Annotated in this window: 22 protein-coding genes; 8 read left to right on the forward strand and 14 right to left on the reverse strand. The window is 65.3% G+C overall.

The genetic code is table 11. The features are described 5' to 3' along the window. Nucleotides 1-42 precede the first annotated feature (42 nt). Together MAB_RS18780 and MAB_RS18785 are read left to right on the forward strand one after the other, a co-directional pair. Nucleotides 43-642 (forward strand): TetR/AcrR family transcriptional regulator, encoded by a 600-nt coding sequence (locus tag MAB_RS18780; RefSeq protein ID WP_005080680.1) that lies wholly within the window; start codon nucleotides 43-45, stop codon nucleotides 640-642. Beyond that, nucleotides 639-1,394, forward strand: a complete 756-nt coding sequence (locus MAB_RS18785; RefSeq protein ID WP_005094416.1) for a nucleotidyltransferase domain-containing protein — start codon at nucleotides 639-641, stop codon at nucleotides 1,392-1,394. The genes MAB_RS18780 and MAB_RS18785 overlap by 4 nt, the downstream gene beginning before the upstream one ends. 80 nt (nucleotides 1,395-1,474) lie before the next feature. Here MAB_RS18785 and MAB_RS18790 read toward each other — a convergent pair whose 3' ends face one another. The 3 genes from MAB_RS18790 to MAB_RS18800 are packed head-to-tail and all read right to left on the reverse strand — an operon-like array spanning nucleotide 1,475 to nucleotide 2,924. Beyond that, a complete protein-coding gene (locus MAB_RS18790; protein ID WP_005094418.1) occupies nucleotides 1,475-1,969 on the reverse strand; it encodes a hypothetical protein in 495 nt (164 codons plus the stop codon). Continuing rightward, nucleotides 1,966-2,478 (reverse strand): PH domain-containing protein, encoded by a 513-nt coding sequence (locus MAB_RS18795; protein WP_005080674.1) that lies wholly within the window; start codon nucleotides 2,476-2,478, stop codon nucleotides 1,966-1,968. The genes MAB_RS18790 and MAB_RS18795 overlap by 4 nt, the downstream gene beginning before the upstream one ends. Then, a complete protein-coding gene (locus MAB_RS18800) occupies nucleotides 2,475-2,924 on the reverse strand; it encodes a hypothetical protein (protein ID WP_005094420.1) in 450 nt (149 codons plus the stop codon). Before MAB_RS18800 ends, MAB_RS18795 begins: the two co-directional genes overlap by 4 nt. A 129-nt stretch (nucleotides 2,925-3,053) precedes the next feature. On the opposite strand from MAB_RS18800, the gene MAB_RS18805 reads away from it, so the two are divergent. Further along, entirely contained in the window at nucleotides 3,054-5,066 is a 2,013-nt protein-coding gene (locus MAB_RS18805) for an SDR family oxidoreductase (protein WP_005094422.1), read from the forward strand. 230 nt (nucleotides 5,067-5,296) lie between these two features. Continuing rightward, a complete protein-coding gene (locus MAB_RS18810) occupies nucleotides 5,297-6,328 on the forward strand; it encodes a nucleoside hydrolase (RefSeq protein WP_005094425.1) in 1,032 nt (343 codons plus the stop codon). A 9-nt stretch (nucleotides 6,329-6,337) separates the two neighbouring features. Here MAB_RS18810 and MAB_RS18815 read toward each other — a convergent pair whose 3' ends face one another. The 4 genes from MAB_RS18815 to MAB_RS18830 form a co-directional block, all read right to left on the reverse strand. Further along, a complete protein-coding gene (locus MAB_RS18815) occupies nucleotides 6,338-7,948 on the reverse strand; it encodes a DNA polymerase Y family protein (protein WP_195158026.1) in 1,611 nt (536 codons plus the stop codon). Continuing rightward, on the reverse strand, nucleotides 7,926-8,618 hold the full coding sequence (locus tag MAB_RS18820) for a hypothetical protein (protein WP_005094429.1): 693 nt from the start codon (nucleotides 8,616-8,618) through the stop codon (nucleotides 7,926-7,928). The genes MAB_RS18815 and MAB_RS18820 overlap by 23 nt, the downstream gene beginning before the upstream one ends. Before the next feature lie 173 nt (nucleotides 8,619-8,791). Continuing rightward, nucleotides 8,792-9,439, reverse strand: a complete 648-nt coding sequence (locus tag MAB_RS18825; protein WP_012296686.1) for a LuxR C-terminal-related transcriptional regulator — start codon at nucleotides 9,437-9,439, stop codon at nucleotides 8,792-8,794. Next, on the reverse strand, nucleotides 9,436-10,713 hold the full coding sequence (locus MAB_RS18830) for an ATP-binding protein (RefSeq protein ID WP_021268753.1): 1,278 nt from the start codon (nucleotides 10,711-10,713) through the stop codon (nucleotides 9,436-9,438). The genes MAB_RS18825 and MAB_RS18830 overlap by 4 nt, the downstream gene beginning before the upstream one ends. Before the next feature lie 84 nt (nucleotides 10,714-10,797). Here MAB_RS18830 and MAB_RS18835 point away from each other — a divergent pair, with 84 nt between their 5' ends. Together MAB_RS18835 and MAB_RS18840 are read left to right on the forward strand one after the other, a co-directional pair. Then, a complete protein-coding gene (locus MAB_RS18835; protein ID WP_005111981.1) occupies nucleotides 10,798-11,967 on the forward strand; it encodes a PspC domain-containing protein in 1,170 nt (389 codons plus the stop codon). Then, nucleotides 11,960-12,253: a hypothetical protein gene (locus MAB_RS18840; protein ID WP_005091526.1), complete on the forward strand. Its 294-nt coding sequence runs from the start codon at nucleotides 11,960-11,962 to the stop codon at nucleotides 12,251-12,253. The genes MAB_RS18835 and MAB_RS18840 overlap by 8 nt, the downstream gene beginning before the upstream one ends. A gap of 4 nt (nucleotides 12,254-12,257) precedes the next feature. On the opposite strand, the gene guaA is transcribed toward MAB_RS18840, so the two are convergent. The 4 genes from guaA to guaB form a co-directional block, all read right to left on the reverse strand. Then, on the reverse strand, nucleotides 12,258-13,838 hold the full coding sequence (gene guaA, locus MAB_RS18845) for a glutamine-hydrolyzing GMP synthase (RefSeq protein WP_005080654.1): 1,581 nt from the start codon (nucleotides 13,836-13,838) through the stop codon (nucleotides 12,258-12,260). Nucleotides 13,839-13,893: 55 nt separating this feature from the next. Further along, entirely contained in the window at nucleotides 13,894-15,651 is a 1,758-nt protein-coding gene (locus tag MAB_RS18850; RefSeq protein WP_005080653.1) for an FAD-dependent oxidoreductase, read from the reverse strand. Nucleotides 15,652-15,744: 93 nt separating this feature from the next. Then, complete coding sequence (locus MAB_RS18855; RefSeq protein WP_005094436.1) at nucleotides 15,745-16,881, reverse strand: GuaB3 family IMP dehydrogenase-related protein; 1,137 nt, start codon at nucleotides 16,879-16,881, stop codon at nucleotides 15,745-15,747. Between the two features lie 26 nt (nucleotides 16,882-16,907). Then, the gene (guaB, locus tag MAB_RS18860) at nucleotides 16,908-18,431 is read right to left on the reverse strand and encodes an IMP dehydrogenase (RefSeq protein WP_005080651.1); all 1,524 of its coding nucleotides are present in this window, start codon (nucleotides 18,429-18,431) and stop codon (nucleotides 16,908-16,910) included. 174 nt (nucleotides 18,432-18,605) lie between these two features. Here guaB and MAB_RS18865 point away from each other — a divergent pair, with 174 nt between their 5' ends. Continuing rightward, nucleotides 18,606-19,010 carry a DUF5319 domain-containing protein gene (locus tag MAB_RS18865; RefSeq protein WP_005056069.1) on the forward strand — a complete coding sequence of 135 codons (405 nt, stop codon included), beginning with the start codon at nucleotides 18,606-18,608 and terminating at the stop codon, nucleotides 19,008-19,010. A gap of 27 nt (nucleotides 19,011-19,037) precedes the next feature. Here MAB_RS18865 and MAB_RS18870 read toward each other — a convergent pair whose 3' ends face one another. The 3 genes from MAB_RS18870 to MAB_RS18880 form a co-directional block, all read right to left on the reverse strand. Then, nucleotides 19,038-20,402, reverse strand: a complete 1,365-nt coding sequence (locus MAB_RS18870; RefSeq protein ID WP_005080648.1) for an anti-sigma-D factor RsdA — start codon at nucleotides 20,400-20,402, stop codon at nucleotides 19,038-19,040. Next, a complete protein-coding gene (locus tag MAB_RS18875; protein WP_012296687.1) occupies nucleotides 20,395-20,973 on the reverse strand; it encodes a sigma-70 family RNA polymerase sigma factor in 579 nt (192 codons plus the stop codon). Before MAB_RS18875 ends, MAB_RS18870 begins: the two co-directional genes overlap by 8 nt. An 89-nt stretch (nucleotides 20,974-21,062) precedes the next feature. Then, nucleotides 21,063-21,890: a hypothetical protein gene (locus tag MAB_RS18880; RefSeq protein WP_005080646.1), complete on the reverse strand. Its 828-nt coding sequence runs from the start codon at nucleotides 21,888-21,890 to the stop codon at nucleotides 21,063-21,065. Nucleotides 21,891-22,250: 360 nt separating this feature from the next. Here MAB_RS18880 and MAB_RS18885 point away from each other — a divergent pair, with 360 nt between their 5' ends. After that, nucleotides 22,251-22,541: a WhiB family transcriptional regulator gene (locus tag MAB_RS18885; protein WP_005056056.1), complete on the forward strand. Its 291-nt coding sequence runs from the start codon at nucleotides 22,251-22,253 to the stop codon at nucleotides 22,539-22,541.

The following is a 22,541-nucleotide window of genomic DNA, read 5'->3' on the forward strand; positions in this document are numbered from 1 at the left end:
AGCGGGCAAAACCGCTGCCCAACCGGTGTGCTGACGAAATCAATGGCGGACTACCTCTACGCTCATAGGGTGCCGCCCGACGCCTCTGCCACCAAGAAGCGGCTGCTCGACGCCGCGTATGCGGAGTTCGCGGAGCATGGGCTCGCCGGTGCCCGCGTCGATCGGATCGGCGCGGCAGCAGAGGCCAACAAGCGGCTGCTGTACGTCTACTACACCAACAAGGAGACGTTGTTCGACATCGTCGTCGCCCACTCCATCCAGCAGATGTCCGAGGCCGTCCCCTTCACCCCCGAAGACCTGCCGGGCTATGCGGGCGCATTGTTCGACCACCTGATCAAGCATCCCGAGCATCTGCGGCTGGCCACCTGGGCCCAGCTGGAACGACCCGCCGCCGGCCCGGCGGAAACCTCGGCGTATGCGGCGAAAGTCGCGGCAATCGCCCAAACAGGATTATCTGCCGGGGATGTGGAACCGGCCGATATCTTGGCTCTCACGCTCGGGCTGACCACAGCATGGCTCGGGGCGTCGCCGGCCCTGCGTGGTCTCGCGGCTTCCGAGCCCTTCTCCCCTGAGCGCCTGGCAACGCACCGCACCGCACTCATCGCGGCGGTCGAGGCCCTCGTCAGCGCCGCAGCCCGATGACCACATCCGACTCAGCTTTCCTGGGTTCCGTCGCCGACAACCTGGCCGCGCTACCGGCCGTCGAAGCGGTGACATTGGGCGGCTCCCGCGCCCAGGGAACTCATCGTCCGGATAGTGATTGGGATCTGGCGATCTATTACCGTGGTGACTTCGATCCCGAGGATCTCCGCCAGATCGGTTGGGAGGGTGATGTCTCCGAGATCGGCGCATGGGGTGGCGGGGTTTTCAATGGTGGCGCATGGCTTCACATAGACGGCCGCGATGTCGATGTGCACTACCGCGATCTTGCGGATGTCAAAGAACAGCTGGCGCGTGCCGAGCACGGCGAGTTCCATATCGAGCCGCTGATGTTCCATCTTGCGGGCATCCCGAGCTATCTCGTGGTGGGCGAACTTGCCATCAACAGAGTGTTGCACGGGATCCTGCCCTGCCCGGATTACCCTGCCGCACTTCGAGAGTCGGCACCCGATGTGTGGGAGAAGCGCGCCACACTGAGCCTGCTCTACGCCGAGAAGAATCACGCGCCGCATGGACGGGTAACCCAGTGCGCGGGACTGCTGGCGGTCGCGGCGATGGAGTACGCCCACGCGGCACTGGCCGCGCGCGGCGAATGGGTGACCAACGAGAAGGGCCTGCTCGACCGAGCCGGATTGTCCGGCGTGCACACGATTCTCAGCAGCCTGACCGATGATCCAGCGGCGCTGGATCGGGCATGCGCAGAAGTCCGCAAGCTCGGCTCAGCTGCCCGCTGACCCGACGGCCTGGGCCGGACCACTCCCGTGATCCAAAGCTGTCGAGATACAACAGAAAAGCGTTGCCGGAGAACATCTCATCAACCGTTTAGGCGGTCGGCCGCTGACCGTTTCGGCGGTTTCGGCGAGGACGCGAATCGCCGCATCCAGATCTCTCGCAGAGCCGATACGGTCAGTACGCCGATTGCCACCGCGAGCGGGCTGAGCGCCGGCATGGTCAGCGGTGGGCGCGTTGCCAACGCCACCAGAGCCAATGAGGCACACGAAACCACCACTGTCGCAAGCCCAATCCACCGCCGGACCACTGCCAACTCGGCCAGAGCGGCGGCGATCACGACAATGCCCGCAAGCTGAGCAAGAATCATCGGCCCATCCAGCCCCGCAGGCAGATACTCGGCGTATCGCGGCGACCTACTCGATCCCAACCCCTGCCCGAAGAGCTCGAGGTCTTCGACACTCATGAACCGCCAACCGCTGCCGAACGGTCGTCCCGCCGTCAACATGCCGACTACATAGACCCACCAGGCGCCGCTACCCACCACCCGGCCCATACGGAAGGTCTTGTCCCTGCTCATCGATAGACCGAAACCTCGTCGACTCTGACGAAGAGCCACTCGACCGCCTGCCGTGCGACGCCGGCCTCAAGCCCTACGAACCGCAGCTCACCTTGGTCCGCCCGAACTCGTATCGCAGCCAGCCCCAAAACACGCGCCAGCGGGTCTTGCCGCAGTTCCACCGTGCGTACCAGTGCCAGCGGTATGACCCAAAATGACCTATGCCACAACGTCTTCGACGTCACATACACCAGGGTGTCATCGAGCACGCCCCACCGATAGCTGCGGTAACGCTGTAAGGGCCGCAGCACCACCCAGGCCACCGCACATGCGATGCACACCAGCCCCGATATCGCCACAGCATGGTGCAGCGGAGTAGTCGCGTGCGCGGGCAGAGACGTGACGGTCCATGCCGCGCCGACGGCGAGAAGCACGGGCACCCATGCCAGCGCGTATTGAACGGCCCACAGCACGGGCGCCGACCGGCTGACATGAAATTCGGCCAGCGGCGCAGGCGCTACACCGATCACTGATCAACCCCCACAGCCGGAGCGAACCGGCGCATCCACACCTGGCGTATCGCAACGGCCACAAGCGCGAAAAACAGCACCCCGGTCGGCGACCAGGTGATCGTACGGTCGAATTCACCGAACGCATAGGCGATCAAGCCCAACGAGGCAAACGGAATCACCACCGTCCCCACAGCAATCCATCGCCGGACAATGGCCAACTCGACGACGGCCGCGACCACCACGGCGGCGAAGGCCACCCAGACCACCACCCCCACCACGGACTGGGTGGGCACATAGTCGGCATACCGACGTGGCGCACCGCCTGTGAGCGGCGTGTATGCGGTCCACCCGTAGTCCCAGCCCCGTGGACACAGTCCCCGGTTCACCAGAGCGGCAACCACGAATACCCACCAGGCAAGGTTGCCGGTAGCACGAGCGGCAGTGAACACCCGAATGTTGGACATTCCTGGAGTATCCCTTATGGCTAACTCGGCGATGACGAACTTGTCACACCTCGTTGACGAAACAGCCTAAAACGGCAACGATGAATCCAAACGGGTCGATAAGCGGCCTAACAGTCTCAGGGGTAGCGCGTGAAATACATCGTCACCGGCGGCACCGGCTTTATCGGACGACGGATTGTGACCCGAATCCTCGAGACCCAGCCGGCGGCCGAAGTCGCGATCCTGGTGCGGCGCGAGTCCCTGTCGCGTTTCGAAAAGCTCGCCGAACAATGGGACGACAGGGTGCAGCCACTGGTTGGTGATCTCACCCAGCCCGATCTCGGCCTACCCGCCGAGGGCGACCCGGTCACTGCCGATCACATCGTCCACTGCGCCGCGATCTACGACATCACGGTCGACGACAAGGCACAACGCGCCGCCAACGTCGAGGGCACTCGCTCGGTGATCGCATTGGCCAAGCGCACCGGGGCCATCCTGCACCACATCTCGTCCATCGCAGTCGCGGGAAGCTATGAAGGCGAGTTCACCGAAGACGACTTCGACGTCAATCAGGACCTGCCGACGCCCTATCACCAGACCAAGTTCGAGGCCGAATTGCTGGTGCGTTCGGAACCCGGTCTGCGGTACCGGATTTACCGACCCGCCGTCGTCGTCGGGGATTCCAGGACCGGTGAGATGGACAAGATCGACGGTCCGTACTACTTCTTCGGAGTCTTCGCCAAGCTCGCCAAGTTGCCCAGCTTTACACCCATGATGCTGCCCCGGGCCGGACGCTCCAACATCGTTCCCGTCGACTACGTCGTCGATGCCACCGTTGAGCTGATGCATCAGGAGGGACGCGACGGACAAGCCTTCCACTTGACCAATCCGGAAGTAACCTACCTGCGCGACATCTACTCCGGCATAGCGGCCGCCGCGGGCCTGCCACCCGTGCGCGGCTCACTGCCGCACGCGGTAGCCACGCCGTTCCTGCGCGCCCGCGGCACACTCAAGGTCTGGCGCAACATGGTGGTCACCCAGCTGGGCATCCCGCCCGAGGTCATCGACATCACCGAGATCATGCCCACCTTCATCTCGGAGTCGACGCAAGAAGCCTTGCGTCCCAGCGGCATCAAGGTCCCTCCCTTCGGCAGCTACGCGGGCCGGCTGTACCAATACTGGCGCAGGAACCTGGACCCCGAGCGGTACCGTCGCGACGACCCCGCCGGGCCGCTGGTGGGCCGGCACGTCATCATCACAGGTGCATCCAGCGGCATCGGACGCGCGGCGGCCATCGCCGTCGCCCGACGTGGGGGCACCGTGTTCGCGGTCGCTCGCGACGGGGAGGCGCTCGATCAACTGGTCGCGGAGATTCGTGAGGACGGCGGTAAGGCGCATGCGTTCCCCTGCGATCTCACCGATTACGCCGCTGTCGACGACACCGTGAAGAGCATTCTCGGCCAATTCGGCCATGTGGACTACCTGGTCAACAATGCCGGGCGCTCGATTCGCCGCTCGGTGGTAAACACGGTCGACCGATTCCACGACTACGAACGGGTCATGGCGATCAACTACTTTGGCGCCGTCCGGTTGGTGCTGGCACTCCTCCCTCATTGGCGGGAAAGGAAATTCGGGCATGTCGTCAACGTCTCGACGGCCGGTGTACAGACCCGCAATCCCAAATACGCGTCCTACATTCCGACCAAGGCGGCTCTGGATGCGTTCGCCGATGTGGTAGCGACCGAAACGGTATCCGACCACATCACCTTCACCAATATCCATATGCCACTGGTGAAGACGCCGATGATCACGCCCTCACACAAGCTGAATGTGGTGCGCGGCCTCACCCCAGAGCATGCGGCAGCCATGGTGGTGCGCGGTCTGATCGAGAAACCGACACGTATCGACCATCCGATGGGCACCTTCGCCGATATCGGGCAGTACCTCACGCCCAAGTTGAGCCGCCGGGTCCTGCATCAGATGTATCTGGCGTACCCGGATTCCAAGGCAGCCCGGGGACTTGAGCCGGTCGATGATCGCCGGGATCTTTCAACCTCTCGGCGCCGCCCGCGGGCTGCCAAACGTGTGGCGGCCGTGTCGCGGTTACGTGTGCCAGGCCCGCTGATGAAGGCGGTGCGCCTCATCCCCGGAGTGCATTGGTGATCTCCAGAGCCGCCCGGGTGCCCGCCTCGATGGCCCCGTCGAGATAACCCGGGTGGCCATTTGCCGTCTCCCGCCGTACTTCACCTTGCCCCATCCCACGCTCCTTGCTGACCGACCGGCACTGGATTCATCCCAACAGCAGATTAAGTCAGTCGTATGACTGTTACCATGGCACGCTCTGCCGCTTGTCGAATCCGTGCACAGAGCTAACCGGCGGTAGGTTGACGTCCATGGTTCCCGTTTTTGCCGACGTCGATACCGGAGTGGATGACGCACTGGGATTGATCTATCTCCTCGCTAGCGAGGATGCGGAGATTGTCGGTATCGCTTCTACTGCGGGCAATGTCTCGGTAGACCATGTTTGCGCGAACAATCTGGGCCTGCTGGAGCTATGTAAGGCACCACAGATTCCGGTGTCCAAAGGTGTCGCCGAACCATTGAGCGCGGCGCTGCGCACCGCGGAAGATACCCACGGCCCCACTGGGCTCGGGTATGCCTTGCTGCCGGAATCCACCCGCACACTCACCGATTACGACTCGGCCGAGGCCTGGGTGAAGGCCGCGCACGCATACCCCGGAGAGCTAGTAGGTCTGGCGACCGGCCCGCTGACCAATCTGGCGCTAGCCCTGCGCACCGAACCCGAGTTGCCCAAACTCCTCAAACGGCTTGTGATCATGGGCGGCTCGTTCGACTACCCCGGCAACACCACTCCAGTAGCGGAATGGAACGTCGTCGTGGATCCCGGTGCCACGGCGGAGGTGTACGCCGCGTGGGGAGCCGCGGGCGTACAAGAACTTCCGATCGTGTGCGGCCTGAATCTCACCGAAACGATCGCCATGACACCGGAACATCTGGTCAGGCTGGCCGATGCCGCCGGTGCCACCACCACCCCCCTGTCGGTACTCGACTCTCCGTCGAGCCGATCGGGAGCGAGCAACTCGTTGCTGCGTTTCATCGAGGATGCCGCGCATTTCTACTTCGAATTCCACATGAAGCAGGGCGAAGGCTTCCTGGCGCATATGCACGATCCCTTCGCCGCCGCGGTGGCGCTGGACCCATCACTTGTCCAAACCCGTTCCGCAACCGTCGATGTCGAGCTGACGGGGGATCTGACGCGTGCGATGACCATTGCGGACTGGAAGGGACAGTGGGGACAGCGGCCCAACGCGCAGATCGCGGTGGAGACCGATCCCGAAGTGTTCTTCCAGCGGTTCATCGAGCGCGTGAGCGTATTCGCGCGCACAGTCGATGACGCCCGCTGACCCCGTCCGTCATTCATATACACCCTCCACATACCAACGTTGCCTGCGGAAATGCAGGAGCAGCGCCTGGCCGCCGCCGCTACTTTCGAGCAGCACCTGGGCCCGTGCGGCCACCGAAACAGACGTCGGTTCCCGCTCCTCCCACCATCTCTCGTCGATCGGCCACGGCCCCGCCCACCAGCTCAGCTCCCAGCGCCCGTTTCCCCGCCGAACCCTCGCCGGTTCTCCCGAGAACATTCCCCGCCCGGTTACCGTCACCGGGGCGCCGTCGACATCCAACAACTCCACCGGTTCGTCGGATAACACCACCGGAGCCGGATCGGGCAGCTTTCCCGGCCATGGGGCACTGGGATCGGCTCGTGGTCTCAACTCATCACCCAAGGGCACCAAGGTAATTCGCTCCGCCGGGCCACGCCCACCACTGATCACTCCCACCTGTACCGACTCCTCTCCCAATAGGTCCTGAACCCGCGTCAGCGCACGACGTGCCCGCTGCCGTTCCTCAGCGCCCACCGCTCCCCACAACGTCAGCTGTAACGCCTCGGCGGTCACCACCTCGACCGGCTCGAGCCGCAACAGCGCCACCGGTCCGTCCAGACAGCGGCGCCGAGCAAGCCAGCCGTCAAGCTGCCAGCGCACCCGGTCCGCGGTCGCCTCCTCGGTGAGCGGTTCAGCACACCGCCATACCCGGGACAACTCCTGTCCATCCACCGTGACGGCATGAATGGCCAACCGGGAACAGGCCACTCCCGCCGAGGACAGCCTCTCGTGCAGTCTCACCGCCAGCGTTCGCCCCGCGAAAGCCGCCGCATCCACCCGATCGATCGGCGGATCGCAGGACAACTCGACCCCCAGTTCTGCCGGCACCGCATGCCCCGAGGGCGGACGTTGCGATTCGGCTCGCGCATGTCGATGCGCTTGCACCGCGTCATCATCGAACCGCGAGGCGACATCCGCCCGCGCCAGTTCCGCGAAAGCCCCGATGGTACGAATGCCCATGCGCCACAACAGGTCCACCAAATCTTCTCGTTGCGGGTGGCACAGACTGGGTTCAGCGGCCAGCTCTTTGACCGACAATGGGGCCAGAAACTGCGCATCGCCACCCGGCGGAACCAGCGCCGCGTGCCGCGCGGCATACACCGCCGTGGACATCTGATCGGCGATGCCCACCTGGCATTCGGCCCCGGCCACCGACACCGCGTCGGCCAGTCGTTCCGCCGCGGCATGCTCGCTGCCGAAATAGCGTGCGGCGCCGGTCACCGGCAGTGCCAGCAGTCCGGGACGCAGAATCTCTGCCCCCGGCACCAGATCGTCCACCGCCGCGATCATCGGTTCGAAGAACCGCGCGTCGCGGTCGGCGTCGGCCACCGCGATATGCAGCTGCGGACAACGCGCTTGGGACTCGCGCCGCCGCATACCCCGCCGTACTCCCAGCGCCCGTGCCGCAGCGGTGCATGCCGTCACCCTGTTGGCCAGAGTCACCGCCACGGGCCGAGTGGCGGGAAGATCTGCCATCGCCGCAGCGGCCACCGCAGGCCAGTCCGGACACCACATAGCCAGCACCCGTGGCGCTTTGCGCCGTTCTTTTCTCGGCTTTTCAGGCAGATCTGATCGCACCACGACTGCCACACACCTCCCGTCCGCCCCGACCACGTACCCGCACCGCCGTCCGCACCCCACGAATCCTCCCCAGGCCGCAGGCCGACACCCCGTCGTAACCGGTTATCTGCGCCTGCAACCGAACCGAGGCGCCCTCCCAGTCCCCGCCGACAGCCAACAGCGTGCACCCGTTGCTGTGCGCCCGGGCCACTATCGCGCGGGCCGACGTCGAGGTCACCTGGCGCCCTCCCAGACCCAGCACCACCAGATCCATCCCATCCATGAGCACCGAGGCCACCTCCACCGCGCTCAGGCCCGGGCGGGGAATCAACGCCAGGCGGCTCAGGTCCGCCCCCCGCTCCACCGCGGCCAACACGCTCACCTCGGGCATGCCCACAATCGCGGCATAACCGCCCGCGGCCGTCACCGAAGCCACCACCTCCAAGGGCAACGACCGGGCCCCACCGGCCACCGCGACCGTGCCGCGCCGCAACACATGACCTATCGACCTGGCCAGCGCATCGGAACCTGGCAGCAAAGACTGTGCATCCGGCAGCGCCTCCGGAAAGTGCCCCGCAGCGGACCGGTCCCCACCGACCTTCCCCGATATCGCCGCCATCTGCTGCCGAAGCTTTTGCAGCTGGTCAGCACGGTTTACCAGCGCTTCGTCGGCGGCCGCCACTGCCGTCACAACCGCACCTCCAGGCACACTTGAATAGAACATATGTTCGATGTCTGGAGTAAACACCCAGCCACCGACAACCGTCAAGGCAGCAGCTGGGAGCAGAAGCTATCTGCCGACACGCCGCATTGCGGCGGATTCGCACATGTTCGCCACAAGATGGCGTGTGGACGGACCGAGCGTCAGTCGAGCTGGCGGGTATGGGCCCAGCGCGTCAACGCGTTGCGGTTGGACTGCTGGGTCTTGCGCAGCACATTAGAGGCGTGAGTCTCTACCGTCTTCACCGAGATCACCAAATCCTCGGCGATCTCGCGGTAGGTGTATCCGCGGGCGAGGAGCCGCAGCACCTCAAGCTCACGCGGAGTCAACGAATCCAGTTCCGGATCCAGCGCCGGTTCCGGGGCATTCGATCGCCCGGTGAACGAATCGAGCACAAATCCGGCCAACCGTGGACTGAACACCGCGTCGCCACCGGCCACCCGGCGTACCGCATCGGCGAGCTCACTCCCCGAAATCGTCTTGGTGACATAGCCTCTGGCCCCAGCCCTGATCACCGCGATGACATCCTCGGCGGCATCGGACACACTGAGCGCCAGGAAAACAGGGCATACCGGTCCTATTGTTCCGTTGATGACGGCCACCCCACCGCCCGAGGGCATGTGCACATCGAGCAGCACCACATCCGGTGCACTGGAACGTATTCCGGCGACGGCCTCAACAACCGACCCGGCCTCACCCACGATCTCGATATCCGATTCACCGGCCAGCTCGGCCCGCACCCCGGACCGGAACACCCCGTGATCGTCGACCAGGAATACCCGCAACATCATTGCTCCTTCTCGTCGACATCGTTGGCCTTGTACGGCATAATAATTCGCACCTCGGTGCCCTTGCCGATCTCCGACTTGATCTGCACCTGCCCACCGCGGCGTAGCACTCTGGCCTTGATGGAGCGCGCGATGCCCTGCCGATCCTGCGGCACCTCCTCGGGATCAAACCCCTTACCCCGATCCCTGACGAAGACGCTGATCTGGCCGGGTTCCACCTCGGCATACAGGTTGATATCCGATTGCCCGGAATGCTTGGCCGCGTTCACCAACGCCTCGCGGGTGGCTCCGACCAACGCACGCCCGGTCTCGGGCTCCAGCGCCAGGTCGGCGTCACCGACTATCACCGGACTGACCGCCACGGTGTGCGTGTCCTCGACCTCGCCGGCCACCGCGCGCAGCTCCTGCGCCAGCGACGAATCCGACGCAGCCCCCGCAGAGAACAGCCAGCTGCGCAGCTCCCGTTCCTGACTGCGCGCCAGACGCAACACCTCACTGGGATTGTCGGTGCGCTTCTGGATCAATGCCAGTGTCTGAAGCACCGAATCATGCAGATGCGAGGCGATCTCATCACGTTCCTCGGTGCGGATACGGGCGGCCCGCTCGATACCCAGCGCACGCCACAACCGCAACCACAACGGCACCGTCAACAACACCGCGCCCACCAACGTGGCCGCGATGGCCACCAGCGAATCACGCAAAGAGGACAGGTCCACATTGCGCAGGACCACCACCGCGATCCCACCGAAGACCAGCGCCGCACCGGCGACTACCCGGACCAGCGTCAGCATAGACGGCCTGCCGGGCGCTCCTAATACCGCCAAACTTGGTCCCTGCGCATCAAATTCGCGCCACACCACCGCAAGCCCGGTCAACGCCAACACGGTCGGGAATACCAGCGACGCCGCCGAGCCGCTGACCGTCGACATCAGGATGATCAACGCGGCAAGGCTCAACAGCAACAGCCCGGTGGCCCGCCTGCGGTCGGTGGCGCTGACGGCGGCGACGTCGTCACCCGGCGGCATCAGCATCCACAGCAGTCCGTACGCCACGATGCCCATCCCGCTGGCGGCTCCCAGCACCGCGAAGGCCAACCGCACCCGGAACACCGGGACGTCGAGATGGTCGGCAAGCCCTCCGGCGACACCGGCCACCACTCGCCCACCGGTCCGCCGGCGTAACGGCGGCGCGGCGGTCAGCCGATTTCCGCCCGCGAAGGCATTCCGGAACCTGGGACTCACCTCTGCGATACTGCCATGGCAAAGCTCCCCCGGCATCGGGCTTGTCCCTGAAGCCCCTATTTCAAAGATCAGGGTGAATCCTGATGGCGGACATGCGCGCGGCTGGGCACCATAGCTTTCATGGACACGGATACCACCACCAAACGGACCCCGTCCTCCACGCTGTCAGACATGTGGCGGACTCGCCCGTTGCGGCTGCCCGGACACGGCAAGCTCGCCGGTATTGCCGCGGGAATCGGCTACCGCTACAACGTAGATCCGCTCCTGGTACGCGTAATTTTCGTGGTGACAACGATTTTCGGCGGCGCCGGCGCCATCATGTACGTAGCGTGCTGGCTGCTCATGCCCACCGCCCGCTACACCACCCCGTATCACGAGTCCAAGGTGAAGATGGTCTTCTGGATCATCGTCCTGCTGCTCATCGGCGGGCCCTTCATCGACCCCGACCGCGATCCGTGGGGATTCGTCAGCGCCGCAGTCCTGCTCGGAGGCTGGTATCTGCTCTACCAGCGCCAGACCGAGCCCCCGTCGGCTCCGCCGGTCGCCACTGACCAGCCTCCCGCCCCGGATGCCCAGCCGGACACCACGACAGCCCCGGTCGATGTGGGCAAACCGGAAACCGAACCGCTATCGGCGCCCTTGCCGCCGCCCCCGCCCACCTGGAGCCCACCGGGGATGTCACCCTTCACCTGGGATCTGCCCGACCCGACCCCGCTGCCGGCCCCACCGGCCAAACCCAAGTCACGCGTGGCCCCGGTAACCATCGGCGCCATGCTGATCGTCAGCGCCCTGCTCGTGGCTGTCGGGCTCCTGGGCGGCAGCTGGGTGACTCCGGTGGTGGTCGCCGCGGCGGCGCTGGTGATTGTCGGCATAGGGATGTTGGTGGGAGCGTGGTTTCGCAGTGGCTATTCGTTGCTCTTCCTGGCCGTGCCGCTGGCCGGATTCGTCATCGTCGCGTCCTCGATAGGGCCGTTGGAGGTGTCTCTCAACATCGGTGACCAAAGCTACCGCCCCACAGAGACTTCCGAGATCGATGACTATTACGAGGTCGGCATCGGCACCATAACTCTCGACCTGACCGGGGTCACGCTCACCAGCGACAAGACCGTGAACATCGATGCCGGGATGGGCGATATCGAGGTGCTGATTCCGTCGGCCATGAATGTGCGCACCAGATGCGAGGTGAGCGTCGGCAGCTTCGACTGCCTGCCCACGCCAGTCGGTACCGGTCCGGTGCTGACCATCAACGCCACGGCCAATGTAGGGAGTATTGAGGTGCGACGTGTCTGAGAACACCAACGAACCAGTGACCAACACCGACATCACCGGCATCGCCGCCGAGGCGGCAGATCAGACCGAATCCGCGCCCGAAACAGCCAGCGAGGAAAAGACCCGGCCCTCTGTTGTTCTTGCCCTATCCGGGCTGGTGGCCGTGCTGGTCGGAGGATGGGCCCTCACTGGCGAAGACTTCGTCGCATTGATACACAGCGACCTGCTGGGCTGGCTCGCGATCGCCATCGCTATCGCCATCGGCGTTGCGCTGGTGGCAGTTCCGACCAGGCGCGGCCGTAGCTAGTGGATCACTCCCATTCGATGGTGCCAGGCGGCTTGCTGGTGATGTCCAGCACCACCCGGTTCACCTCGGGGACCTCGTTGGTGATCCGCGTCGAAATCCGCTCCAGTACCTCGTAGGGCAACCGAGTCCAGTCGGCGGTCATCGCGTCCTCGCTGGACACCGGTCGCAGCACGATGGGATGTCCGTACGTGCGTCCGTCGCCCTGTACTCCGACCGAGCGCACATCGGCCAACAACACCACCGGGCACTGCCAGATATTGCGGTCCTGTCCCGCAGCGGTAAGTTCCTCGCGCGCAATGGCATCGGCGCGGCGCAGGGTGTCCAGCCGATCGGGCGTGACCTCGCCGACGATCCTGATGGCCAGGCCTGGTCCCGGGAAGGGCTGACGGCCGACGATTTCCTCGGGCAGCCCCAGTTCACGGCCCACCGCGCGGACCTCGTCCTTGAACAACAGCCGCAGCGGCTCCACGAGAGTGAAGGTCAGGTCTTCGGGCAACCCGCCCACATTGTGGTGGCTCTTGATGTTGGCCGTACCGCTGCCGCCGCCAGACTCGACGACATCCGGATACAGCGTGCCCTGGACCAAGAATTGGATACCCGCAGTGTCGTCGCGTCGCGAGTCGCCGACGACATCGGAGACCGCGCCCTCGAAGGACCGGATGAATTCGCGGCCAATGATTTTGCGTTTGGCCTCCGGATCGGTGACCCCGGCCAGCTCGCCCAGGAATGTCTCCGACGCGTCCACGGTCACCAACGTGGCGCCGGTCGCCGCCACGAAATCATGCTCGACCTGAGCCCGCTCACCACTGCGCAGCAGACCGTGATCAACAAATACACAGGTCAACCTGTCGCCGATGGCACGTTGCACCAAAGCCGCCGCCACCGCGGAATCGACCCCGCCCGACAACGCGCACAGCGCGCGTCCCTCACCGATCTGCGTGCGCACCTGCTCGACGAGTGTCTCGGCGATATTGGCTGCGGTCCATGCCGATTCGATGCCGGCGAACTCATGCAGAAAGCGGCTCAGCACCTGCTGTCCATGCGGCGAGTGCAGCACCTCGGGGTGGTACTGCACCCCGGCCAGCCGTCGTTCCCGATTCTCGAACGCCGCCACCGGGGCGCCCTCGCTGCTGGCGACGACGGTAAAACCCTGTGGTGCCTCGGTAACCGCGTCGCCATGGCTCATCCACACCGGCTGCACATCGGGCAGGCCTTCATGCAGGTCTCCGCCGGCGACCGTTAGCTCGGTACGGCCATACTCGCTGGTGCCGGTGTGCGCGACGGTTCCGCCGAGCACCTGCGCCATGGCCTGGAAGCCGTAGCAGATGCCGAAAACCGGGACATCCAAATCGAATACGCCGGGATCGAGCTGAGGCGCGCCCTCTTCGTAGACGCTCGACGGACCACCGGAGAGCACGATCGCCCGGGGGTTGCGTCCCTTGATCTCCTCGACACTCGCCGAATGCGGGATCACCTCAGAGAACACCCGCGCCTCACGCACGCGACGTGCGATCAGCTGCGCGTACTGTGCCCCGAAGTCGATGACCAGAACCGGTCTGTCGCCATGCTGCTCCGTTTGCGCCACCGGCTTAGCTTAGTGGTGCTGGGGGCACCTCCCACGTGGGGGGATTGGCCCGGATCTAACTGGCCGAGCTCACCGGTTCGATCGGCAGACGCCGCAGCGCCCCCGGGGCATCGGCGGGGACCACCGGGTGCACCGGGGGCACCGGGGCCATCCGCTGATACGGCAGGCCCTGCTCCGGACGCAGATCCGTCTCACCCTTGTTGGGCCACAACGACGCCGCACGCTCGGCCTGTGCGGTAATGCTCAGTGACGGGTTGACGCCCAGGTTGGCCGAGATCGACGCTCCGTCCACCACGTACATGGTCGGGTAGCCGTACACCCGGTGGTAGGGGTCGATGACGCCGTTCTCCGGGCTGGTACCGATCACGGCACCGCCCAGGAAGTGCGCGGTCAGCGGAATGTTGAACAGCTCGCCCCAGGTGCCGCCGGCAACGCCGTCGATCTTGGCGGCCAGGCGCCGCGTGGCCTCGTTACCCGCGGGAATCCAGGTGGGGTTGGGCTCCCCGTGGCCTTGCTTGCTGTCCAGACGCCGCCAGAACAACGTCTTCTTGGTGAAGGTGGTGATCGAGTTGTCCAGGTGCTGCATGACCAGCGCGATAACGGTGCGCTCGCTCCACTGCGTCACGTTGAACATCCGGAACGTGCCCCGCCAGTCGGCACGGGCGTTCTCAATAAGCTGGCGCCACCTCGACTTCGGCCCATCGCCGTCGGTCATCAGGGTCTGCAGCAGCCCCATCGCGTTGGAGCCCTTGCCGTAACGGACCGGCTCGATATGGGTGTCGCTGGTCGGGTGGAAGGAAGACGTGATGGCCACACCGTGGGTGAGGTCCAGGTCGTCCTTGTACTCCAACCGGCCCGCGCCGACGATGGATTCGGAGTTTGTGCGGGTCAGCACGCCCAGCCGCTGTGACAGCTTGGGCAGCAACCCCTTGTCCTTCATCTTGAACAGCAGGTTCTGCGTGCCCCAGGTGCCGGCGGCCAACACCACGTACTTGGCCGTGTAGGTCTTGCGCTGCTTACGCACCCAACGGCCGGTGGACTTGGTGGAGACGCGCCAGACACCGTCCGCGCCCTGCTGCACCGCGGTCACGGTGGTGAGCGGAATGACCTGGGCACCATTGGATTCAGCCAGTCCCAGGTAGTTCTTGACCAGAGTGTTCTTGGCGCCGACCCGGCAGCCGGTCATGCAGGATCCACACTCGGTGCAGCCCACCCGGTCGGGTCCGGCCCCGCCGAAGTATGGATCGGGAACTTTGACGCCAGGGGTCTTGGTGCCGTCGGGCCCGAAGTACACACCCACTGGTGTCGCGACAAAGGTGTCGCCGGCACCCATGTCGTCGGCAACCTCCTTGATGAGCCGGTCGGCGTCGGTGAAGGTGGGGTTCTTCACCACACCGAGCATCCGCTGGGCCTGCTCATAGTGGGGTGAGAGTTCGGCGCGCCAGTCGGTGATGCCCTTCCACTGCGGATCGTTGAAGAACGGGTCCGGTGGCACGTAGAGGGTGTTGGCGTAGTTCAGCGAGCCTCCACCCACCCCGGCACCGGCCAGGATCATGCAGTTGCTCAGCAGGTGGATCCGCTGGATGCCGAAGCACTTGAACATCGGCGCCCATAGGAACTTGCGCAGATCCCATGAGGTCTCGGCGAATTCCTCGTCCGCGAACCGTCGGCCCGCCTCCAGGACACCTACGCGATAACCCTTCTCGGTCAGGCGCATGGCGGTGACGCTTCCGCCGAATCCGGATCCGACGATCAGTACGTCAAAGTCGGTATCTGCTTCGGGCTTTACAGGGACTGCTGCCGGTGATGACATCGTTGGCCTACCTCCGCGTGGTCACGTTACCGACCAGTATGAAATACAACCAGGGGGGTATTGTAAATTAGGTCACCCTAAATAGACACATGTCTAAGAGTTGACGGTCAGTCCGACCTTCTGGAACTCCTTGAGATCGCAATATCCGGACTTGGCCATCGAACGGCGGAGCCCACCAACAAGATTCAAGGTGCCAAACGGATCGTCGGAGGGCCCCGCGAGTACCTCGCTCAATGGCGGCCGCTCCCCCACCGCCACCTGCAGCAGCGCGCCGCGCGGCAGGGATGGATGCGCGGCCGCGTTCGGCCAGAACCATCCGTCACCGGCGGCTTCCTGCGCCGCGGCCAGCGGGGTCCCCAGTACGACGGCATCGGCGCCACAGGCGATCGACTTGGCCAGGTCTCCAGAGGTGTGGATGTCACCGTCGGCCAACACGTGCACGTACCGGCCGCCGGTCTCATCGAGGTACTCGCGGCGGGCAGCAGCGGCATCGGCAATGGCGGTCGCCATGGCGACGCTGACGCCCAGCACCTCACTGCTGGTGGTCGCGCCCGCGGTCTGCCCATACCCGACGATGACGCCCGCGGCTCCGGTTCGCATCAGGTGCAGGGCCGTGCGGTGATCGATCACGCCACCGGCAACAACGGGGATATCCAGTTCGGAAATAAAGGTTTTCAGGTTCAGCGGCTCGCCGTCGCGGGCCACCCGCTCGGCCGACACGATGGTGCCGTGAATGACCAGCAGGTCGATGCCCGCGGCAATCAGATGCGGGGTGAGTAGCTGCGCGTTCTGCGGACTCACCCGCACCGCGGTGGTCACCCCGGCCCCGCGCACCTCGGCGATGGCCGCAGCCAATAGATCGGGATCGATTGGGGCCGAATGCAATTGCTGCAACAGGCGAATAGCGGCGGAGGGCTCCGGCTCCTTCTGCGCGACCTCGACCACCTCGGCGATACGGGCCTCGACATCGGCGTGCCGGCCCCACAGTCCCTCGCCGTTGATGACGCCGAGCCCGCCGGCCTTACCCAGTTCGATGGCAAAGCGCGGCGAAACCAGCGCATCGGTCGGATGCGCCACCACAGGAATCTCGAAACGGTAGGCATCGAGCTGCCACGCCGTCGACACGTCCTGCGAGGAACGCGTGCGGCGCGACGGGACGATGTTCACATCATCGAGTTCATAGGTGCGACGGGCGGTTCTGCCCATGCCGATTTCGACCAGGTCACGCATGTTGACTTCCTTTGCCGTGCCGACAGTTAACGCACGTAGTAGTTCGGCGCTTCGGCCGTCATGGTGATGTCATGCGGATGGCTCTCCTTGAGCCCCGCCGCGGTGATCTGTACGAACTGAGCGCGCTGCAGTTCCTCGATGCTCGACGCCCCGGTGTACCCCATGGCCGCGCGCAGACCGCCCGTCAGCTGATGCATGACGGTCGACAACGGACCACGGAAGGGAACCCGGCCCTCGATGCCCTCCGGCACCAGCTTGTCCTCGGACAGCACGTCGTCCTGGAAGTAGCGGTCCTTCGAATAGGACTTGGTCGCACCACGGCCCTGCATGGCACCCATGGACCCCATGCCGCGGTAGCTCTTGAACTGCTTGCCGTTGACAAAGATCAGCTCACCGGGCGACTCGGCCGTACCGGCCAGCAGCGACCCCAGCATCGTGGTGGACGCACCCGCCGCGAGCGCCTTGGCGATATCGCCCGAATACTGCATGCCGCCGTCGGCGATCACGGGAACACCGGCCGGATGACACACCGTCGCCGCCTCCAGGATCGCGGTGATCTGCGGTGCACCCACACCAGCAACCACACGCGTGGTGCAGATGGAGCCGGGGCCCACACCGACCTTCACCGCGTCGGCGCCCGCCTCGACCAGCGCGGCCGCCGCCGATCGGGTCGCCACATTTCCACCGACCACGTCGACGCGCTCGCCGACCTCGGCCTTGAGCTTGCCCACCATGTCGAGCACCTTGCGGTTATGCGCATGGGCGGTATCCACGATCAGCACGTCGACACCCGCGTCCACCAGCGACATGGCACGCGTCCAGGCATCTTCACCCACGCCGACCGCCGCACCGACCAGCAGGCGCCCGTCGCTGTCCTTGGTGGCGTTGGGGTGCTGCTCGGTCTTCGCGAAGTCCTTGACGGTGATCAGTCCGGTGAGCCGGCCCTCGCCATCGACGATGGGCAGCTTCTCGATCTTGTTGCGCCGCAACAGGCCCAGCGCCGCGTCCGCGGTGACACCTTCACGAGCGGTGATCAACGGAGCCTTGGTCATCACCTCGGCGACGGGCTTGGACAGGTCGGCCTCGAACCGCATATCGCGGTTGGTGATGATCCCCACGAGTGCGCCCTGCGCGTCCACCACCGGCAGGCCCGAAATACGGAACCGCGCGCACAGCGCGTCCACCTCGGCGAGGGTGTTCGCGGGCGAGCAGGTCACCGGGTTGGTCACCATCCCGGCCTCCGACCGCTTCACGGTCTCCACCTGGCCCGCCTGGTCTTCCACCGAGAGATTGCGGTGCAGCACACCCATGCCCCCGGCGCGAGCCATCGCGATGGCCATCCGCGCCTCGGTCACCGTGTCCATCGCCGAACTGACCAGCGGAACGTTCAGTCTGATCCGCTTGGTCAGTTGCGACGAGGTGTCCGCACCCGCCGGAAGCACATCCGATGCCGCCGGCAGCAACAGCACGTCGTCAAACGTCAACCCGAGCATCGCGACCTTGTGCGGGTCGTCGCCGCCGGTGTGGACGGACCCTGCCGCAATGGTCATTCACGCCTCCATGCCAGATAGCCGTCGGATACATCCCGGTGCGCAACGGGCGCGCAACGAGGAAGGAGTGCATCCATCCTATCGGCTCGCTGAGACTCCGATCGCCCGGATATGTGCTGGGACATGCCCCACGTGAGCTGGCGCGTGAACCGGCGAACTGCGTACTCTAAGAGTGTGCGCGACCACTTTCCGCCGGGACTGCCACCGGACCCGTTCGCCGATGACCCCCACGATCCATCGGCCGCGCTCGATGCTATCGAGCCGGGTCAGCCGCTCGACCCGCAGGAGCGGATCGCGGTCGAAGAGGATCTCGCCGACCTCGCGGTCTATGAGGCACTGCTGGCCCACAAGGGAATCCGCGGCCTCGTGGTTTGCTGTGATGAATGCCAGCAGGATCACTACCACGACTGGGACATGCTGCGCGCGAATCTGCTGCAGCTGCTGGTCGACGGTACGGTCCGACCGCATGAGCCGGCCTTCGATCCCGAGCCAGAGGCCTACGTGACCTGGGATTATTGCCGTGGCTATGCCGATGCCTCCCTCAACGAGGCGGCAACCGACCGCGACGGATTCCGCTGATTCCTCGTTTGATCTAGGCCTCTACGCCTACTCGTCGGTGTGCGAACCCGATCCGCTGCCCTGATTCGCCGACCCACTCCCCGGGTTGGCCGGTGCGACCGGAACCGACGTCATTGCCGGCATGTGCCGTGACGGTCCGTCCGACCCCGACCCCGCGTTTCCGCCACTGCCCGGATACCCGTGCAGGTTCCCCGACCCCGGGCTGTTGACGGGGGCCTGATACGCCGGCGCCGGATTGTCGGGGGTGCGGGTAATCGGCACCGGCGCTTCGATCGTCGTCGGCGCGGTGATCACGGGAGTGTTGACCACGCCGGGCCGAGTGGTGACGATGGTCACCCCTTCCGGAGTCGTGGGGACCGTCACGATGGACGCCGTCGGCGGCACTGTGGTGCTTGCCGTCACTCCCGGTACGGACGTGGTCGGTGCGGTGGACACGGACGGAGCGGTCGTCGTCTCCGTCGCGCTAGCCGGGGTCGAGGTGATCGTGGCGGCCGAGCTGGGCGGCGTCGTAGTGATCGTGACGGTGGTCGGTGTGGACGTCGGCACGGACGTCACGCTCGTCGACGCCGTCGCGCTCGTCGACGTGGAGCTGGACGTGCTCGGCGACGCCGACCCGCTTGTTTCGGTCGTGGATGTGGACGCGGACGTGCTGTCGGATGTGGTGGTCGATGCCGACGTCGTTGACGTGGTCGAGGTGGTGGTTGTGCTGGTGATGGGCGCAATCGATGGCGGCGACAACATGATTCGCGGTGTCTCGGTCACCATCTCCGGCGGTACCGTCGCCTGCGGATCCTTGGCGTCGATCCTGACTTCCGCCTGCTGCACACGGCTGGCCAGCTCGGCCTTCTGCTGGGCGTCGCCGACCTCGTTGACGCGCGCGGCAGCCACCCCCAGTTGCTGCTGCGCCTCTTCCCAATCCCCTTGGGAAATAAGCTTTTCCACCTGCGCGAGCTCGGTCTGCGCCGACAGCACCACCGGATCGGTACGCACCGCCGGGGGCGCCCCGAACAGCGACGTGCGCAGCCCGTAGAGGGCATCACCGGGATGCGACTGGTAGACGGCGGCACCGAACCCGCCGAACAACAGGGTTACCGCGGCCGCCGAGCCGACTGTTGTGGCCAGCATCCGTGACCGGCCGCCGCGATCGCGCAATGCGTTACGCGCTTGCCCGAGTGTGGGTTTGGCAGGCATCGGCTCGCGCCCCACGTCCTCGCGCCACGCCGCCAGCATCATCGCCACGGCGTACTCGTCCGAATCGGAGGTGGCCACCGGCAGATCCGCCGCGATGGCGTCGATCATCCGGTTGGTGCGCCGCAGTGCGGCCAGATCCTCCGGTCCCTCGTTCTCTTGCCAGCCACCCTGGCCGGGGAACCATCCGCGTCCATCAGCCACGGTAATCACCCGCCCGAGTCATCTCGGCCTTGAGTTTCTGAAGTGCCCGGTGCTGCGCCACCCGTACCGCGCCCGCGCTACTACCGACCGCATCGGCGGTTTCTTCCGCCGAGAGGCCCACCACGACGCGCAAGATCAGGATTTCGCGTTGCTTCTCGGGCAGTACTTCCAGCAGCGCTTGCATGCGCCGCGACGATTCGGAGTTCAGCGCCTCCTGCTCGGGCCCCGCATGGCGGTCCACCTGCTCGGGAAGGTTCTCGGCGGGATCGGACTTATCCCGAGCCATCGCACGATGCGCGTCGGCTACCTTGTGCGCGGCGATGCCGTACACAAATGCCAGGAACGGGCGTCCCTGATCTTGGTAGCGAGGCAGCGCTGCGATCACCGCGAGACACACCTCCTGCGCTACGTCGTCTGCGGAGAGACCACTTCTTTCCGCCGTTCCGACTCGAGCGCGGCAATATCGCACCACGACGGGCCGGATGGCACTAAGTACCTCGGAAAGCGCGTCGCGATCGCCTCTGACGGCAGCAGCAACGACGTCGTCGAGCCCGCTCTCCGTACTTGTCATCGACTGCGCATTCCCCAGTGTTACGTGTGGTGCACCGTGGTGGTGCTGTTACCAAGGACAATAGCGTTGGACGCCAACAGGCAGCTCATTTAGTCCACCACCTCCAAGCGCCACTCCCCGCCCGCGCGGGCAATCCACGCGGCACATTCACGGCGAACAGCAACGAGGTCTTCACCGCGCCGCCCCGCCTCATCAGGCGTCGGGAGACCGGCCAGCATCGCCGCCAGCGCCCAGCGCAGCGGCACCAGCTTATGGGCGCTCGCGGCCCGCAACCCGCGTGCGGCGACGACCGCCGACTTATCAAGATCACCGACGCTGCTGAGCGCCGCGGCCAGCACCATCGTCGTCTTGACCTGGTGCCTTACCGACGGCACGTCCTGCGCCAGCTCTTCGGCCGCGTGCGCATACCGCAGCGCGCGCTCACCGTCACCGGACACCATGGCCAGCTCGGCATGCACCCAGGCCAGCCGCAACGGCAGACGCCACGGCCAGCGGGCATCACCGCGCCCGGACAGCGGCTCGGCCTGTTCCAGTAACGCGTGAGCAAGCGGAAAACGCGCCAGGCCCAGCGCATCCGCGGCCAACCCGACAAGCGCGTCAGACCGCGCCTCGGCGTCGGAGCCGGCCAATGACAGCGCGCGGCCATCAAACCCGCGTGCGTGCGTATGCCAGGCGAGCTGACGCAGCAGTGAGGCGCGGGTGCTCAGGGCCAGAGAGGCCAGCCCGCCGGGGCGCGATGCCGGAATGGCGCTCAGTTCGGCGTGCGCGGCGGCATATCTTCCCGCTCCACCGAGCGCGATGGCGCGCAACCAGGCATCCTGAGGTGTCGAGGCGCATGGAAGCGGCCAAGTAGCTGGGCTGGCGCCGAAAGCGGCGTCGAGAAGCGTGATCGAGGCGGAGGCCGGGGAAGTCACCATGGGAGCGGCCACCGTACCAATTCCGTCAAATATGGCGTTAACAGTTGATGCAGCGGATGTTAAATCGACATCAACTGGAGCTGTGAACACTTCCCAAACTTCGCGTTAAGGAAACGGAAAACCCACGGCCAAAACCCGCTGACCATGCAGGTGAGCGACCGTTACGTACCAGGCATGAGCAAAGACGATGAACGTGATGTTAATTCTGGACCTAATGGTGTGATGTTGCCATGATCATCGCCTATTGACTGGATTTCTACCGCGCACCTACGTTGTTTACACCGCTTGTCATTGGCGACACGTCTGGTGCTACTTACTCACGCGCAGGTCGACTGCGCGCGCAGCGAGAGGGTTAACCACATGCCGCAGCCACAGCAATTGCCTGGGCCCAACGCAGATATTTGGGATTGGCAGATGAAGGGTGTTTGCCGAGGAGTCGATTCGTCGGTGTTCTTCCATCCCGACGGTGAACGCGGCCGCGCCCGCGCACAGCGTGAGATGAAGGCCAAGGAGATGTGCCGGGCCTGCCCGGTGCTGGTGCAGTGCCGCGCACACGCACTGGCTGTCGCCGAGCCGTACGGAATCTGGGGCGGGCTCTCCGAGTCTGAACGTGAACTGATTCTGCGCCGCGGAGTACGTCGTACCGCGTAA

This window comes from Mycobacteroides abscessus ATCC 19977 (genome assembly GCF_000069185.1).
GTDB lineage: Bacteria > Actinomycetota > Actinomycetes > Mycobacteriales > Mycobacteriaceae > Mycobacterium > Mycobacterium abscessus.

What these genes read in the sequence shown, in the direction of transcription:
- MAB_RS18885 (WP_005056056.1), top strand. Translation starts at nt 22,251, where the DNA reads ATGCCGCAGCCACAGCAATTGCCTGGGCCCAACGCAGATATTTGGGAT.
- MAB_RS18880 (WP_005080646.1), bottom strand. Translation starts at nt 21,890, where the DNA reads ATGGTGACTTCCCCGGCCTCCGCCTCGATCACGCTTCTCGACGCCGCT.
- guaB (WP_005080651.1), bottom strand. Translation starts at nt 18,431, where the DNA reads ATGACCATTGCGGCAGGGTCCGTCCACACCGGCGGCGACGACCCGCAC.
- MAB_RS18780 (WP_005080680.1), top strand. Translation starts at nt 43, where the DNA reads ATGGCGGACTACCTCTACGCTCATAGGGTGCCGCCCGACGCCTCTGCC.
- MAB_RS18830 (WP_021268753.1), bottom strand. Translation starts at nt 10,713, where the DNA reads ATGCCGGGGGAGCTTTGCCATGGCAGTATCGCAGAGGTGAGTCCCAGG.
- MAB_RS18810 (WP_005094425.1), top strand. Translation starts at nt 5,297, where the DNA reads ATGGTTCCCGTTTTTGCCGACGTCGATACCGGAGTGGATGACGCACTG.
- MAB_RS18835 (WP_005111981.1), top strand. Translation starts at nt 10,798, where the DNA reads ATGGACACGGATACCACCACCAAACGGACCCCGTCCTCCACGCTGTCA.
- MAB_RS18800 (WP_005094420.1), bottom strand. Translation starts at nt 2,924, where the DNA reads ATGTCCAACATTCGGGTGTTCACTGCCGCTCGTGCTACCGGCAACCTT.
- MAB_RS18875 (WP_012296687.1), bottom strand. Translation starts at nt 20,973, where the DNA reads ATGACAAGTACGGAGAGCGGGCTCGACGACGTCGTTGCTGCTGCCGTC.
- MAB_RS18850 (WP_005080653.1), bottom strand. Translation starts at nt 15,651, where the DNA reads ATGTCATCACCGGCAGCAGTCCCTGTAAAGCCCGAAGCAGATACCGAC.
- MAB_RS18790 (WP_005094418.1), bottom strand. Translation starts at nt 1,969, where the DNA reads ATGAGCAGGGACAAGACCTTCCGTATGGGCCGGGTGGTGGGTAGCGGC.
- MAB_RS18855 (WP_005094436.1), bottom strand. Translation starts at nt 16,881, where the DNA reads ATGCGTGACCTGGTCGAAATCGGCATGGGCAGAACCGCCCGTCGCACC.
- MAB_RS18825 (WP_012296686.1), bottom strand. Translation starts at nt 9,439, where the DNA reads ATGATGTTGCGGGTATTCCTGGTCGACGATCACGGGGTGTTCCGGTCC.
- MAB_RS18785 (WP_005094416.1), top strand. Translation starts at nt 639, where the DNA reads ATGACCACATCCGACTCAGCTTTCCTGGGTTCCGTCGCCGACAACCTG.